The organism is Tepidiphilus olei (genome assembly GCF_006980705.1).
Lineage (GTDB): Bacteria > Pseudomonadota > Gammaproteobacteria > Burkholderiales > Rhodocyclaceae > Tepidiphilus > Tepidiphilus olei.
Genome location: NZ_SBHO01000001.1, coordinates 50,295 through 64,925 on the forward strand (window position 1 = coordinate 50,295; position 14,631 = coordinate 64,925).

16 protein-coding genes are annotated in these 14,631 nt (G+C 65.5%); 11 read left to right on the forward strand and 5 right to left on the reverse strand.

From position 1 onward, the window contains the following. The first annotated feature begins 12 nt into the window (after positions 1-12). From EPD80_RS00250 to ccmI, 10 genes are read left to right on the forward strand one after another with little or no spacing between them, the layout of a single operon-like run. The gene (locus EPD80_RS00250; RefSeq protein ID WP_142803636.1) at positions 13-1,005 is read left to right on the forward strand and encodes a ChbG/HpnK family deacetylase; all 993 of its coding nucleotides are present in this window, start codon (positions 13-15) and stop codon (positions 1,003-1,005) included. Positions 1,006-1,065: 60 nt separating this feature from the next. Continuing rightward, the gene (gene ccmA, locus EPD80_RS00255) at positions 1,066-1,707 is read left to right on the forward strand and encodes a cytochrome c biogenesis heme-transporting ATPase CcmA (RefSeq protein ID WP_142803635.1); all 642 of its coding nucleotides are present in this window, start codon (positions 1,066-1,068) and stop codon (positions 1,705-1,707) included. Continuing rightward, complete coding sequence (gene ccmB / locus EPD80_RS00260) at positions 1,707-2,375, forward strand: heme exporter protein CcmB (protein ID WP_142803634.1); 669 nt, start codon at positions 1,707-1,709, stop codon at positions 2,373-2,375. The genes ccmA and ccmB overlap by 1 nt, the downstream gene beginning before the upstream one ends. Before the next feature lie 17 nt (positions 2,376-2,392). Beyond that, on the forward strand, positions 2,393-3,208 hold the full coding sequence (ccmC, locus tag EPD80_RS00265) for a heme ABC transporter permease CcmC (protein WP_178086761.1): 816 nt from the start codon (positions 2,393-2,395) through the stop codon (positions 3,206-3,208). Positions 3,209-3,212: 4 nt separating this feature from the next. After that, complete coding sequence (gene ccmD, locus EPD80_RS00270; protein ID WP_142808499.1) at positions 3,213-3,404, forward strand: heme exporter protein CcmD; 192 nt, start codon at positions 3,213-3,215, stop codon at positions 3,402-3,404. Beyond that, on the forward strand, positions 3,401-3,847 hold the full coding sequence (gene ccmE / locus EPD80_RS00275) for a cytochrome c maturation protein CcmE (protein ID WP_142808501.1): 447 nt from the start codon (positions 3,401-3,403) through the stop codon (positions 3,845-3,847). The genes ccmD and ccmE overlap by 4 nt, the downstream gene beginning before the upstream one ends. 10 nt (positions 3,848-3,857) lie before the next feature. Then, positions 3,858-5,855 carry a heme lyase CcmF/NrfE family subunit gene (locus tag EPD80_RS00280; protein ID WP_142808503.1) on the forward strand — a complete coding sequence of 666 codons (1,998 nt, stop codon included), beginning with the start codon at positions 3,858-3,860 and terminating at the stop codon, positions 5,853-5,855. Next, on the forward strand, positions 5,852-6,448 hold the full coding sequence (locus EPD80_RS00285; protein ID WP_142803630.1) for a DsbE family thiol:disulfide interchange protein: 597 nt from the start codon (positions 5,852-5,854) through the stop codon (positions 6,446-6,448). Before EPD80_RS00280 ends, EPD80_RS00285 begins: the two co-directional genes overlap by 4 nt. After that, the gene (locus EPD80_RS00290; protein ID WP_142808505.1) at positions 6,445-6,969 is read left to right on the forward strand and encodes a cytochrome c-type biogenesis protein; all 525 of its coding nucleotides are present in this window, start codon (positions 6,445-6,447) and stop codon (positions 6,967-6,969) included. Before EPD80_RS00285 ends, EPD80_RS00290 begins: the two co-directional genes overlap by 4 nt. Next, positions 6,966-7,850 (forward strand): c-type cytochrome biogenesis protein CcmI, encoded by an 885-nt coding sequence (ccmI, locus tag EPD80_RS00295; RefSeq protein WP_142808508.1) that lies wholly within the window; start codon positions 6,966-6,968, stop codon positions 7,848-7,850. The genes EPD80_RS00290 and ccmI overlap by 4 nt, the downstream gene beginning before the upstream one ends. Before the next feature lie 19 nt (positions 7,851-7,869). On the opposite strand, the gene EPD80_RS00300 is transcribed toward ccmI, so the two are convergent. Further along, complete coding sequence (locus EPD80_RS00300; protein WP_185957657.1) at positions 7,870-8,715, reverse strand: HDOD domain-containing protein; 846 nt, start codon at positions 8,713-8,715, stop codon at positions 7,870-7,872. Positions 8,716-8,892: 177 nt separating this feature from the next. On the opposite strand from EPD80_RS00300, the gene EPD80_RS00305 reads away from it, so the two are divergent. Next, the gene (locus EPD80_RS00305; RefSeq protein ID WP_142803626.1) at positions 8,893-10,914 is read left to right on the forward strand and encodes a methyl-accepting chemotaxis protein; all 2,022 of its coding nucleotides are present in this window, start codon (positions 8,893-8,895) and stop codon (positions 10,912-10,914) included. On the opposite strand, the gene alr is transcribed toward EPD80_RS00305, so the two are convergent. From alr to EPD80_RS00325, 4 genes are all read right to left on the reverse strand, one after another. After that, positions 10,904-11,995 (reverse strand): alanine racemase, encoded by a 1,092-nt coding sequence (gene alr, locus EPD80_RS00310; RefSeq protein WP_142804225.1) that lies wholly within the window; start codon positions 11,993-11,995, stop codon positions 10,904-10,906. The two genes, EPD80_RS00305 and alr, sit on opposite strands and share 11 nt — an antisense overlap. 106 nt (positions 11,996-12,101) lie before the next feature. Continuing rightward, entirely contained in the window at positions 12,102-13,136 is a 1,035-nt protein-coding gene (locus tag EPD80_RS00315; RefSeq protein WP_142808513.1) for a cytochrome-c peroxidase, read from the reverse strand. Between the two features lie 141 nt (positions 13,137-13,277). Further along, positions 13,278-13,706, reverse strand: a complete 429-nt coding sequence (gene ubiT / locus EPD80_RS00320; RefSeq protein ID WP_142808515.1) for a ubiquinone anaerobic biosynthesis accessory factor UbiT — start codon at positions 13,704-13,706, stop codon at positions 13,278-13,280. After that, on the reverse strand, positions 13,703-14,626 hold the full coding sequence (locus EPD80_RS00325) for a U32 family peptidase (RefSeq protein ID WP_142808517.1): 924 nt from the start codon (positions 14,624-14,626) through the stop codon (positions 13,703-13,705). The genes ubiT and EPD80_RS00325 overlap by 4 nt, the downstream gene beginning before the upstream one ends. Positions 14,627-14,631: the final 5 nt, after the last annotated feature.

The window sequence follows — 14,631 nt, forward strand, 5'->3', positions numbered from 1 at the left end:
GGCAAGGATCGCATGGACGTCCATTTCGAAAAATCCGGCGTTTTGGCGCTGACGCCGCCTCCTGGACTGGGGGTGCCTCCGGCCGATGTCCCCTTGGAAACGGTTGCACCGGTAGAGCGAACTTTCGTCTTGTGCGCCGACGATTATGGTATCGCACGGGGCGTGGATCGTGCCATCGAGCATCTGATCGAATCGGGGCGGGTGACGGCCACCGGGGCGATGGTGACCATGCCTTGCTGGAAGCGCGATGCGCCTGGCTTGGCGGCTTTGGCGCGCGTAACGGGTGCCCAGGTGGGCTTGCACCTGACGCTCACCGAGCAGCGTTCGGCGAGCCCGGCGCGTGGTTTGGCGCAAGAGGGACGCCTGCCCTCTCTGCGAACGCTACTCTTGAGTGCATTGGCGAGGCGTCTGCCGGCGGCGGCAGTGGCCGAGGAGATTCGGGCGCAGTTCGATGCCTTCGAAGACGTTTGGGGGGCACCACCGGCTTTCGTCGATGGGCATCAGCACGTGCATCTCCTGCCGACGGTGCGCGAGGCGCTCGTTGCCGAGATCCTGAACCGGTATGCGCCGGGTACGCTGTGGGTGCGCGATTGCCGCGAAACCGTGCGGCGCATTCGGATACGGGGTGTGGGGGAGCGCAAGGCGCTCTTTCTGCGTCGCTTGGGACGTGGGCTCAAGGCAGCACTGCTCGCGCACGGTATCGCGCACAACCAGGGATTCTCCGGTCTGCACGATTTCAAGGAAACGCCGCCTTTTCGCGAGAAGATGGGCCGTTTCCTCGCGGCGTTGGGGCCGAGAGCTTTGGTGCACGTGCATCCGGGCCGGGTCGATGCGGCGCTCTTGGCGGTCGACACGCTCACGACCCCGCGCGAATGGGAGTACGAATATCTGGCGAGCGACGCCTTCGTTGCAGATTGTGCGCGGCTGGGTGTGCGGCCAACTACGCCTTCCTGGAGCAATCAACCCCACCGGAGCGAGGAAAATACGCCTTCCCGCGTTGCCTGAAGTCCGCTCCGCGGCCGGCTCTGCTAGACTTACGGTCTCGATCCCTCATTTATCGATGTCATGCTCGAAGCTTCGGCGCTCACCTGCATCAAAGGCGACCGCATCCTTTTCCGCGACCTGACGCACGTCTTTCGCCCCGGCGTGCTCGCCCGCGTAGCCGGCCCCAACGGCGTGGGCAAGACGAGCCTGTTGCGCCTGCTCTGCGGCTTGGCGCAGCCTGATGAGGGGGAAGTGCGCTGGCAAGGGGTGCCGGTGAGGGCGCAAACGGATGCCTGGCACCGCGCGGTATTTTTCCACGGCCATCTGCCGGCGGTGCATGAGCTCCTGAGCCCGAGGGAGAACCTGCGCAGCCTCGCCGCGGTGCAGGGGCTGCCGCACGACGCAGCGGCGATCGACGCCGCCCTCGCGGAGCTTGGCCTCGCGCGGCAACGCGACCTGCCCGTGCGGGTGCTCTCGGCAGGGCAGCGGCGGCGGGTCGCGCTCGCGCGCCTCATTCTGGCGCAGGAGCGTCCCGTGTGGATTTTGGACGAACCCTTCACGGCGCTCGACGTCGCGGCGGTGGCCGCGCTCGCGCGCCGCATCGAAGCGCGGGTGCGCGATGGAGCCACCGTGGTGCTCACGACGCACCAGGACGTGGAATTTTCCTGTGCTTGCGAAACCCTGGAGCCGGGGCGCTTCGCGCCGCGGCGCAAGGTGGCGTGATGGGGGCGGTATTCGCGGCCATGCTGCGGCGCGAGATGGCACTTGCCTGGCGCGGCCGCACCGACGTGCTGCTCGCGCTCTCCTTTTTCGTCGTCGTGGTGTGCCTCTTCCCCTTTGGCATCGGGCCGGAGGCGAATCAGTTGCGTGCGATCGCCCCGGGCGTGGTCTGGGTGACGGCGCTGCTCGCCTCGCTCCTGGCGTTGCCGAGGCTCTTCGAGCACGATCTGAGGGACGGCACGCTGGAGCAGCTGCTGCTCTCACCCGAGCCGGCGGTGGTGTGGGTGCTGGCGAAAGTGACCGTCCATTGGCTCGTCACCGGCGTGCCGGTGGCGCTCTTTGCGCCGCTGCTCGCCGGGCTCTACGATCTGCAGCCGGAAGTCCTGCCCTTGCTGGCGGGAACGCTCTTGTTGGGCACCCCCACGCTCACGCTCATCGGCGCGATCGGGGCGGCGCTCACGCTGGGGGTGCGTTCCGGGGCAGTGCTGCTGGCGCTACTGGTGCTGCCGCTGGCGGTGCCGGTGCTCATTTTCGGGGCAGGAGCGGTGGAAGCGGCCCTGGGTGGGGTATCCTACACCGCGCACCTGGCCCTGCTGGGGGCCGGGGGACTCGCGTCGGTGGCGCTCGCGCCCTGGGCGTGCGTGGCGGCGTTGCGTTTGGCGGTGCAATGAGGGGGAAGAATCGAGGGATGGACGCGACACCAGGAAGGCGGCAGCGTTGGCAGCAGGGAATCGAGGCGCGACAGCGCGCGCCGCGTAGCCTTTGGCGGTTTGCTGCACCGCAGCAGTTCTATCCGCTCGCCGGGCGGCTCGCACCGTGGTTCGCCGCGCTCGCCGCCGTGCTCACCGTGGTGGGGCTGTACCTGGCGTTTTTCGTCGCGCCGACCGACGCGCAGCAAGGGGAGGTCTATCGCATCATTTTCCTCCACGTGCCGGCGGCGTGGATGTCGATGTTCCTCTATCTCGTGATGGCCTTCTGGGGGATCGTCGGCTGGGTGCTCAATACGCGGCTCTCTTTCATGATGGCCCATGCGCTCGCGCCCACGGGGGCGATCTGGTGTTTCATCGCTTTGTGGACCGGCGCCCTGTGGGGGCGCCCTACCTGGGGGACGTACTGGGTGTGGGATGCGCGGCTCACCTCGCAGCTGCTCCTCATGTTCCTCTATTTGGGCTACCTGGCACTCACGCGGGCCATCGAGGATCCTCGCCGTGCCGATCGCGCCGGGGCCTTGCTCGCCATCGTCGGTTCGATCAACGTGCCCATCATCTATTTTTCGGTGCAGTGGTGGAATACGCTGCATCAGGGCGCTTCGGTGAGCCTCACGCGTGCGCCTTCCATGGCCACCGTCATGCTGGTGACCATGCTGATTATGGCGTTCGCCGCCTGGTTCTATTCGATCGCCGTGGCGTTGTGGCGGGTCCGTACGATCATCCTCGAGCGCGAACGGCACACCGACTGGGTGGCCGCCGAGCTCGATCGCCTGGCGGCCAGGGAACGGGGGTGAATGGATGCACTGGGAATCGTGGTCGGCTTTCTGGGACATGGGTGGACGGGGTTTCTTCGTCTGGGGCAGCTACGGCGTGAGTTTCGCCCTCATCGCCCTCGAACTTTATTTCCTCTACCGCACTCGTAAGGCCGTGATCCGCCGTCTGCTGCGCTGGCGGGCGGCACGGCTCGAAGACACGGGAGAAGACGCATGACGGCACGCGGCAAGCGGTTGACTTTGATCCTCGCGGCGCTCGCCCTGCTCGGCGGGGCCACGGCGCTGGTGCTCTCGGCGATGCGCGAGAATCTGGTGTTCTTCCACACGCCTTCCGAGGTGGCCGAGGGCAAGGCGCCTGTGGGAAGGACTTTTCGTATCGGCGGCATGGTGGCCGAGGGCTCGCTCGAACGCTTGCCCGACGGGGTGACGGTGCGTTTTGCCGTCACCGATACGGCCAAGACCATTCCTGTCGTCTATCGCGGCGCGCTGCCCGATCTCTTCAGCGAGGGCAAGGGGGCGGTGGCCCAGGGTCAGCTGGGACCGGACGGGGTGTTCGTCGCCAGCGAAGTGCTCGCCAAGCACGACGAGAACTACATGCCGGTGGAAGCGCAGCACGCCGTGGATCAGGCGCAGCGCGCGGCATCCACCCTCGAGCCATGAGGAGCGCACGATGATCCCCGAGATGGGACAGTTCGCGCTGGCGCTCGCTTGGGCGCTGGCGCTGGTGCAGGCGGTGCTGGGTCTTGCCGGAGCGGCGCGCGGTTCGGCCGGGGCGATGGCGGCAGCGCGGCGCGCGGCGCTCGTACAGTTCGCGGCGCTCGTTCTCGCCTATGCTTGTCTGACGGCTTCCTTCCTGCGCATCGATTTTTCCGTGCTGTTGGTGGCGGAACACTCGTCGACGCGCACACCGTGGGTCTATCGTCTCACCGGCGTGTGGGGTAATCACGAGGGGTCGATGCTCTTGTGGTCGCTGGCGCTGGCGGGCTGGCAGGCAGCGGTGGCGGCTTTCTCGCGCACGCTCACCGCGGCCTTTCGCGCGCGCGTGCTCGGGGTGCTGGGCGCGGTGAGCGTGGGGTTCCTCGCCTTTCTCATCCTGACTTCCAACCCCTTCGAGCGGCTGGTGCCGGTGCCAGTGGAGGGGCGTGATCTCAACCCCTTGCTGCAGGATCCAGGCATGATCATCCATCCGCCGCTCCTGTACATGGGCTACGTGGGCATGGCGGTGGCGTTTTCGTTCGCGATCGCGGCATTGCTTTCGGGGCGAATGGACGCGGCCTGGGCACGCTGGTCGCGGCCCTGGACCCTGGTCGCCTGGGTGTTCCTCACGCTGGGTATCCTGGTGGGATCGGCCTGGGCCTATTACGAGTTGGGCTGGGGGGGGTGGTGGTTCTGGGACCCGGTGGAGAACGCCTCGCTCATGCCTTGGCTGGTCGGAACCGCTTTGTTGCATTCGCTCATCGTCACCGAGAAACGGGGGGCGTTTCGCAGTTGGACGGTGCTGCTGGCGATCGGGGCGTTCTCGCTCTCGCTGCTGGGAACGTTCCTGGTGCGCTCGGGCGTGATCACTTCGGTGCACGCCTTTGCCACGGATCCTACCCGTGGGGTGTTCATCCTGGGTTTGCTCGCGCTCACCGTGGGGGTGTCGTTGTTGCTCTTCGCCTGGCGCGCGCCGCGGCTCTCGGGAGGGGGGGCGTTCGCGCCGGTTTCGCGCGAGGGCTCGCTCCTGGTCAATAACGTGCTGATGGCGGCGGCTGCCGGGGCGGTGTTGCTCGGTACGGTCTATCCCTTGATCATCGATGCGCTGCAGGGAGCCAAACTCTCGGTCGGGCCGCCGTACTTCGAAAAGGTGTTCGTGCCGCTGATGATTCCGGCGGTGGTGCTGATGGCGCTGGCGCCTTTCCTGCGTTGGAAGCGGGACGTGCTCTCGCGGGTGCTGCGCCGGGTGTGGCCGGAAACGATCGGGGCGCTGATCATCGCGGCGCTGGGCGTGTGGGCGATGGATCACGTCACGGTCGGTGCCTTCCTGGGGATCGCTTTGACGGCCTGGGTCGTTCTGGCCTCGTTGCGCCTGCTCGTCGATCGTCTACGCCAGGGGGCAGCTTCGGGGATGACGGCGCGGCTGCGCGGCATTCCCGGCTCTTGGTGGGGGATGTGGTTGTCTCACCTGGGAGTGGGGGTGTTCATTCTCGGCGTGACGCTCGTGGGGGCGTTGGAGCAGCGGCTCGACGTGAAGATGATGCCCGGGCAGGAAGCGGAGCTCGCCGGCTATCGTTTCGTGCTGCGTGGCGTGAGCGAGGTGCCGGGACCCAACTATACCGCCCAGCGCGGCGCGGTGGAGGTGTGGCGCGAAGGGCGGATGCTCACCGTGCTCGCGCCGGAGAAACGCGCCTACTTCCGTTCGGCCATGCCGATGACCGAGTCGGCGATCGATTGGGGAGTATTCCGCGACGTCTATGTGTCGCTGGGAGATCCCACCGGCGATGGTGGCTGGGTCGTTTTGCTCTTCTATAAACCCTTCATTTCCTGGATCTGGTTTGGTGCGGTACTGATCGCGCTCGGTGGTGTGGCTGCCGCGCTCGATCGGCGCTACCGGCGGCTCGCACGACGCACGGCTGCGGTCTCTGCGTCGGAGCAGTCCCACGAACCGGTGGCGGAGGCGGTGCGATGAAGCTGAAGCATCTGATTCCTTTTTTCATCTTCGTTGCGTTGCTCGGGCTCTTTGCCTATGCTTTTCGCCTCGATCCGCGGGAGGTGCCTTCCCCGCTCGTGGGCAAGCCGGCACCGACTTTCGCCTTGCCGCGGGTGGATGCGCCCGAGACGATCGTCGGCCCGGACGATTTGCGCGGTCGACCGTGGATGCTCAACGTCTGGGCCACGTGGTGCGTCGCCTGTCGTGAGGAGCACGCCATGTTGATGCGGCTCGCCCGTGAGGAGGGGGTGACGCTGCTGGGGCTGAATTACAAGGAGATCCGCGGCGATGCATCCTTGGATACGAGCCGGATTTCTCCACGGGAAGAGCGCGAGGCGGCGCTGTTGCGGGCGCGGGACTGGCTCGCCCGCCACGGGGATCCGTATCGGTTCTCCGTACTCGATCTCGAGGGGCGCGTGGCGATCGACTATGGTGTCTACGGCGTGCCGGAGACTTTCCTCATCGACGCCGAGGGCATCATCCGCTACAAGCACATCGGGCCCATCGACGAGCGGGTCTGGCGAGAGGTTTTGCAACCAAAATGGGCGGCGCTAGAGGGGGCTACGCGATGAGGAGTCATCGGCGTGCCGAGCGGGTGAGTGCCTGGCGTGGCGTGGCGTTCGCCGCCATGATTTTCCTGCTCGCAGGGGGGGGCGGCTTCGTCCGGGCGGCGGAAGATGCGCCCAAGGCGCAGCCGGTGGGCGATCCGGCGCTCGAGGCGCGTGCCCTGAAGCTCGGGCACGAGCTGCGCTGTCTCGTGTGCCAGAACCAGTCGATCGCCGAATCCAATGCCGAGCTCGCTCACGACCTGATGAATCAGGTGCGTGAGCAGCTCGCCGCTGGCAAGAGCGAGGAAGAGGTCCGCGCTTACCTGGTGGCGCGCTATGGCGATTTCGTGCTCTATCAGCCGCCCTTGAAAGCGAGTACGGTGGCGCTGTGGGTGGGGCCGTTCGTGCTGGCGTTTACCGGGGTGTTCGCTCTGTGGCGGGCGTTGCGGCGCCGTGCGCGTGAAGAAGTGCCGACGCTCTCGGCCGAAGAGGCGGCGCGCGCCGAAGCCTTGTTGCGCGACACGGACGAAAGGGGGCAATCGTGACGGGATTTTTGATGGTGGCGGTGTGCATCGCTTTGGCGGCGACGGCTTGGGTCGTGTGGCCGCTCGCGCGGCGCCACGGAGGGGCTACCGACGAGGAAGCCCAGGCTCGGGTGGCGCTGACGGTATTGCGCGAGGAATTCGCCGCCTTGGAACGCGCGCGCGCAGCGGGCGAACTGGAGGATTCGGCCTATGAGCAAGCCCGGCGCGAGCTGGAAGCGCGGGCCTTGGCCGAGGCGCAGGCGCGCGACCGCCACCCTCGGCACCAGGAGGCTTCGCCCCTGGCGGTTGCGCTCGTCGGCCTAGGGCTGCCACTACTTGCCGCGGCGGCTTATCTGGTGGTGGGTTCTCCGCGCTGGGCGAGCGAGGAAGCCGTGCTCGCGGCCACGCGCGAAGCCGCAGCGGCTCAGGCGGCGGGAGCCGCCGGCGTTTCGCTCGATCAGATCAAGTCGATGGTGGCGCGGCTCGAAGAGCGTCTGGCCAGCGGCGAGGGCGACGCTCAAGCCTGGGTGATGCTCGCCCGTTCTTATCGCGTACTGGGAGATCCGGCGCTCGTGGCTGCCGGCTGGGATAGGCTGGAGGCGAAGATCCCTCAGGAACCCACGGTGCTGGTCGAGTGGGCGGAATTGCTGGTCGTCGCTCGCGACGGGTTCGATGCCGACTCGATAGCCTTGCTGGAGAGGGCGCTCGCGCTCGCTCCGAACGAACCCAAGGCGCTCGCCATGGGCGGAGCGGCAGCCGCCGCGGCCGGAGAGCACGCCAAGGCGGTGGAGCGCTGGGAGCGCTTGCTCGCGCTCGCCCCGAACGAGGGGGAATTCACCCAGACGCTGCGCGCAGCGATCGCAGCGGAGCGGCAGAAAGCAGGGCTGGCTCCGGGAAATTGAGCCCTCACGGGGCTCATGCTCAGCCCACGTTCGCTGCGGTGCGCTGCTGGGCGATCTCCGCATCGATCATGTCGTCGAGCTCATCTTCGGTGAGCCCGAAAAATTCGGCTACCGGACCGCGCGCCTTGTGCCATTCCTTGTCGCGTCCGATACCGACCGTCTCGGCCGCCACGACGTCGGCCATGGCGATGAGGCTCACCAGGTGCGGTACTTGCGGCGGCAGCGTCGTCTCCTCGAACACGGCGACATAGTCGTGGTGATGGTTGATCGCCAAGGCCACCGGCTCGGCCAATCCCCAGCGTCGGGCAAGGAAAAAACCGACCACGGCATGGTGCGTCTCGTAGCGTACGAACTCATGCTCTATAAATGGGCGCTCCGGATCGATCCGGGCGATCGACAGCGTTTCGTGATAGTCGGGATGTGTGCGCGCGAGCAGGAAGAAACCCGTATCGTGCAAGAGTGCTGCCGTGTGGGCCATGGGGGGCGGCACGGTGCGCATCAGGCGGGCGAAATCCGCGGCGGCTTCGGCCGAGACGCGCAGTTCGTCCCAGATGGAAGGCCGCAGATTTTTGGGCAGGCCAAAAGTGGAGTGCAGCAGGGCGTGCAGCACGATCTGGTGGGTGCGCTCGAGGCCGATCACCTGCAGCGCCTGGGCCACCGATTCGATTTTACGCATACGCATGACGCCGTTGGCCGCGCGCAGCACGGCGGCCGCGAGCGCCGGATCCTGCTGGATCATCTTGGCGAGTTTGGCCAGGTTCGGGTTTTCCGCCTCGGCCTCCCGGGCGATGGCGGTCAGGACATCGGGGGCGGGCGGGATGTCGAGTCGCGAAGGTTCGGCAAGGGATGTCGGGGCGGTGTTCATGGGGTGGTTCCTCGAAGCGGTGGCTGGATCACGCCAAGGATGTATCGATTTCATGATAGCGCAGTACAGGTCGAGTGAGGGCAACGGTGTGACAAGGAAGGAGACACCGTGTCGAATGTCGCTAAAGTTTGACGGAGAAGTGCCGATAAAATTATTACCTGCCGAGGGAGGAGCATCATGAGAGGACAGAGTCTGACGCGTCGCATCGCCGTAGGGGTGGCGATCGCCACGGTATTTTTCATCCTGTTGAGCACCGCTCTGATCGGTGGGCTGGAGTGGCAGAAACTGCAGCGCCGCATCGACGAGGCAATGAGCGCTCAGACGCGCAGTGTGCTTTCGGGTTTGCAGATGCTGCACGAGGCCGTCACCGTGTCGATGCACTCCCAACTCAAGATGCTCAAGAGCTTCTTCCCCTATGGTACCCGGGTCGAGATCGACGCGAAGGAGACCACGGAGATGGGGCCGACCAAGATGAAAGTCCCTATCTTTCGGCTCGGCGGAATCGAGATGAACGAGCGGTTCATCGAGGTCGATCTCCTCACGGAGCAGACGGGTTCGGTGGCGACGATCTTCGAGCGCATCGGCGACGATTTCCTGCGTATCTCGACCTCCCTGCGCAAAGAAGATGGTTCGCGTGCTTTCCTGACCAATCTCGATCGTAATCACCCGGCCTACAAACGCTTGCTTGCAGGGCAGGAGTACATCGGACCAGCGGTCCTTTTCGGCAAAGACTACATGACCATCTACGAGCCGATCAAATCGGAGGATGGTAAAGTGGTCGGAGCCTGGTTCATCGGCTATCCGATGGGGAACCTGTTGGCCAAGTTTCGCAGTTCGGTCATGGAAATGAAAATCGGGCAGACGGGGTACGTCTATGTGATGGACAAAAACGGCTACATGCGCATCCATCCCTCGCTCGAAGGCAAGAACGTGCGCGAGATGCGCGATGCCACCGGGTACGACTTCGTCGGCGAGATGCTGGAGAAGAAAAACGGGGTCGTCCGCTACCAATGGATCGATCCGGGCAAGGACAAGCCGCGGGAGAAAGTGGCTGCCTATGCCTATTTTCCCGAATGGGATTGGTTGGTCGTCTCCTCGACTTATGTCGATGAGCTGACGGAGGAATTGACGGGCGACATTTTTCGCAATTCCCTGGCAGCCATCGGAGAGGCGGCGCTGCTCGCTCTGGTGATGATCTGGCTGGTGCGCCGTGCCTTGCGTCCGCTCGATACCTTCGTTCAGGTGACCGAGCGCATGGCGTCGGGAGATTTGAGCCAGACCCTGCACTATGAGCGCAGCGACGAGTTGGGGCGCTTGGCCACCGCGATCAACCACATGCGTTCCGAGCTCGCGGGCCTCATCGGCGCTTTGCAGCGCGAAGCGAGCGATGTGGCGGTTCGGGCCCAAACGATCGAACGGCAGGCCGAGGAGGTGCAGCAGCGCATCGCCGTTCAGGCCGACGATACCCAGGCCGTGGCTGGCGCGATGGAGGAATTCAGCGTAGCTCTCAATCAGCTCGCGCAGCACATGCGCGAGACGGCCCGGCGCGCCCAGGCATCCATGGAAAAATCAGAGGAAGGAGCGGCGACGATCGCTGCCGCGATCGAAGGGATGAACCAGATCGCGCAGATCGTGGAAACGGCGGCCGAGCGCATTCGCACTTTGGAAGGTTTCTCCCAGCAGATCTCGACCATCGTGGCCACGATCCGTGAGATCGCAGATCAAACGAATCTTCTCGCCTTGAACGCCGCCATCGAAGCGGCGCGGGCCGGTGAGCAGGGACGCGGCTTTGCCGTGGTGGCCGATGAAGTGCGCAAGCTCGCCGAGCGCACGGGTAACGCCACGCAAGAGATCGGGGATATGATCGCCAAGATCCAGCATGCCACGTCCGAAGCGGTCGCCGGAATGGATGAAGGAGTGGACGAAGTGCGGCGGGGGGTGGAACACGCGCGGCAGGCGCGTAGCGCGATCGACGAAATTCGGCAGGAGTCGCTCGAGACGGCGCGTGCAGTACAGGAAGTGGATCAGGCGCTGGACCAGCAGACCGAGGCGGTACACACGATCGCTCAGCGAGTGGAGCGCATCGCCGGTAGCGCCGAGGCGTCGGCTGCGGCGGCCAAAGACAGCGAGGCACAGGCCAAGGCACTGCAGGAGGCGGCCTCGAGCCTGCGCCAGCGGGCCGATCACTTCAAGGTGTGATCATGACCCCGCGATGGATGCGTTGGACGCGCTTGACGTGGCACAGCAACTCGTAGGAGATGGTGCCGGCGGCGCGGGCCACCTCGTCGACCGACACGGTCTTGCCCCATAGCTCCACGATCGCGCCTTGGCCGACGTCTTCAGGGAGGGGGGAGAGATCGACGGTGAGCATGTCCATCGAGATGCGACCGATGAGTCGTGTGCGCCAGCCTTCTACCGCCACGGGCGTACCGGTGGGGGCATGCCGCGGATAACCGTCGGCGTAGCCGATGGCGACCAGGCCGACGCGGGTTGGCCGTTCGGCGACGAAGGTGGCGCCATAGCCCAAGGCTTCGCCAGGGGAGAGCCAACGGGTGGCGATCACACGGCTACTGAGGGTCATTACGGGTCGCAAGCTGCGGGCCGGGTCGGGGTCGGCATGGGGAAGCAGTGGATTGCCGCCATAGAGCAAGATTCCCGGTCGTGCCCAGTCGCCGCGCGCCTGCGGCCAGGCGAGCAGCGCCGCGGAGTTTGCCAGGCTCGTCTCGCCCGGCAAGGTGGCCACGCCTCTGTGGAAACGCTGAATTTGCTCCAAGGTCATGCTCGATCGGGGGTCGTCGGCGCAGGCGAAATGTGTCATCCATACCGGAGCTTCGAGTCCGGGAATGGCTTGCAGGCGCTGCCACACGGCCGAGGCCTCTCGTGGGGCGAACCCGGCGCGATTCATGCCGCTATTGATCTTGATCCAGATACGACGGGGGCGGTGTGACGCGAGCTCGAGCATGCGCAGTTGCGCTTCGTGGTGCACGACCGGCCATAAATCGAGTTCGGCGGCGGCTGTGAGCTCGCCGGGGTCGAACACCCCTTCGAGCAACACGATCGGCCGGCTGATGCCGGACGCACGCAGCGGTAGCGCTTCCTCGAGGAGGGCGACGGCAAAGCCATCGGCGATTGGCTCGAGGGCTTTGGCGCAGGCGATCGCCCCGTGACCGTAGGCGTCTGCCTTGACGACGGCTAGAGTCCGACCGCCGGCCAGGCGTTTGGCCAGGAGATAATTTGCGCGTAGCGCGTCGAGATCGATGGTGGCACAGGAGGGGCGCATCACGGGAAAAAAGAGTGAGTCCGGTGCGCCATGATAGCCCATCCGGACTCGGAGAAGTGTTTCCGCCCGTGTCACGGCGCCCGTTGCGGGCACCGCCGGGTGAGCGTCACTTGAAGGGGTCGGGGCGCGGCGTCTCGGGCCCGGAAGGCGGCAGCAACGGCAAGGGCATTTGCGGCCGCTCGCCGGTGAGCGTGTGGAGGAAAGCGACGACTTTTTTCAGTTCGTCGTCGGTGAACGTGCGGCCGAGTTGCAGGCGCCCCATCAGCGTGACGGCGTCTTCCAGGGTGGCGGCTTCGCCGTCGTGGAAGTAAGGATAGGTGAGCTCGACGTTGCGTAGCGTGGGCACCTTGAAGTACCAGCGGTCTTCGTCCTTCTTGGTCACCGCCGCGCGGCCTTCGGCAGGCGAAGTCGACTTGTACGGCTCGACCACGCCGATTTTCTGGAAGGAATTGCCGCCGAGGTTGGGGCCGTTGTGGCAGGCGATGCAGCCGCTCTCATAGAAGATCTTGAAGCCCTCGAGCTCGGTGGCGGTGAGCGCTTTGTCGTCGCCCTTGAGCCATTGGTCGAAGCGCGCGTTCGGCGTGACCAGGGTTTTCTCGAACTCGGCGATGGCGTCGGTGATGTGATCGAGGGTGACGACGTCGGTACCATAGATGGTTTTGACCGTTTCGACGTAGCCAGGGATGGACTGGATCACGGCCACGGCGAGCGTGTGGGGCATGGCCATCTCGACCTGTGCCTGGATCGGACCGGCGGCTTGTTCCTGCAGGTCGGCGGCGCGCCCATCCCAGAACTGGGCGATGTTGAGCGAGGAGTTGAAGACGGTGGGGGCATTGACCGGGCCCGGCTGCCATTTATGACCGATGGAGGTCTTCAGGTTGTCGACCCCGCCCAGCGAGAGGTTGTGGCAGGTGTTGCAGGAGATGATGCCGGACATCGACAGGCGCGGCTCGAAGAAGAGCTGACGGCCCAGATCGACTTTGGCCGGATGTTCGATCTTCGCGGGTTCGATCGGTTGGATGATGGCCTTGGCCTTTTCGCGTAGCTCTGCCGAGAGGTTGGGTTGGGCGGCTTGAACGACGGAAACGGCGGAAACGGCCAAGCCGGCGATGAGCGCGGTGAAGAGAGGTTTGCGGGTCATGAACGCCTCCAGCGGAAGAAAAAATTTGTAAGGCGAATTTAGTCCATTTAGCCCTCTGCTGCCGGGAAAAAGCACCGAAGTTTGCGTTGGGTCAAAGTCGGCCCTTTAGAGACGTTGTCGATCGGCAACAGGAACGCTTCTTCAGTGCAGATGAGGTAGGAAAGGGACCTCGAGCTCGATCGCATCCAGCGTGTTTTTCACGAGGAGCCCCAATTCGGTATCGCCGGAAAGTACCAGGCGCCGCTGGAAGAAGAGGGTGTCGGCGTCTTCTTCCCGACGCAGCAGGGCGAGGTAGTCGCGAGCGGTGGCACGCAGCGTCAGGCGCGGTGCGACGTACAGCGGCAAGGGGCGGAAGCCTTGCCGGGTGAGCGTGAGGGCGAGCCGCAATCCGAGGTCGCTCACCTCGATGCGCAGCGGTTGTTCGAGAAGTGTTTCGAGGTCGGCGAGCGGCAGGCGGGGAAAGAGCAGTCGGTCGAGGGCGAAGGCGAGCACGGCCGCCGGCGGGGTCTGAGGCAAGCGGGAGACGATCCGGGCGAGCGCGGGCGGAAAGGCGAGGCGGGATTCTTTCATTGGGCGCGGGGGGCAGTGGGGGAAGAAGAGGGTTCACGATACACGAAGCCGCTCTCGCCGTACCAGAAGCCGTTGCACGATTCCGGCTCGGAAGCGGGCATTTCACCGAAACGGCGGGCACGGTCGAGGGCGGCGATCCGCTCGGGCGTGCCTTCGGGGGCGGGCACGAGGCGCAGGGCCTGTGCGAGCGAAGCGGCTTCTTCGAGGCGGTCCATCAAGGACCACGGACGGGCGGAGAGGACTTGCACGCCGTTGAGCACGAGAAAGTCGGTTCCGTCGCGTGTGGCGAGCGGCAGCCCTGCCGGATGCTGCAGACAGCGGAATTCACAGGCGTCTTTTTGCAGCTGATAATGGCGGGCAGTGAAACAGCGCGCCGAATGCGCCAGGGGAAGGGGTCCCCATACCGGTAGTTCGGTCTCGATCGTTCCTCTTCCCAAGGCGGAAAAGCCTTCGAGCAGCCGCGCGAGCGCTGCGCGTGAAAGCTCCGGCGGCGGCAGCCAGCGGCGCGCCCCGGCCTCGGAGAGCTGGGCGAGGGCGTGCGGATTGTAGACGTTGAGTGATGCGCCGGCGACCCAGTCGCGCCGCCCGGCGGCTGCGAGCAGGCGCACCGTGCCCATCTCGTTGGCCTCGACGGCGAATTCGTCCTGTTCCACCAGGCGGCGTACCCACTTGAGATGCGATTCGGATTCGATGAGGGCGTAGCCGGCGAGAACGACCCGTTTGCCCGCGGCCCTGAGGTCGCGTCCGAGGGCGATCCAGTCGGGCAGGCGCAATTCGGCGCGACGGGCGCAGACGGTCTCACCCAAGACGACGGTGTCGACGGGCGTCTCGGCGATTGCCTCGTAGAAGGCGAGGACGCGTTCGCGCGGCCAGAAGTAAGGGATGGGGGCGAGCACCAGTTCGAACGAAAGCGGGTTCATGGGGG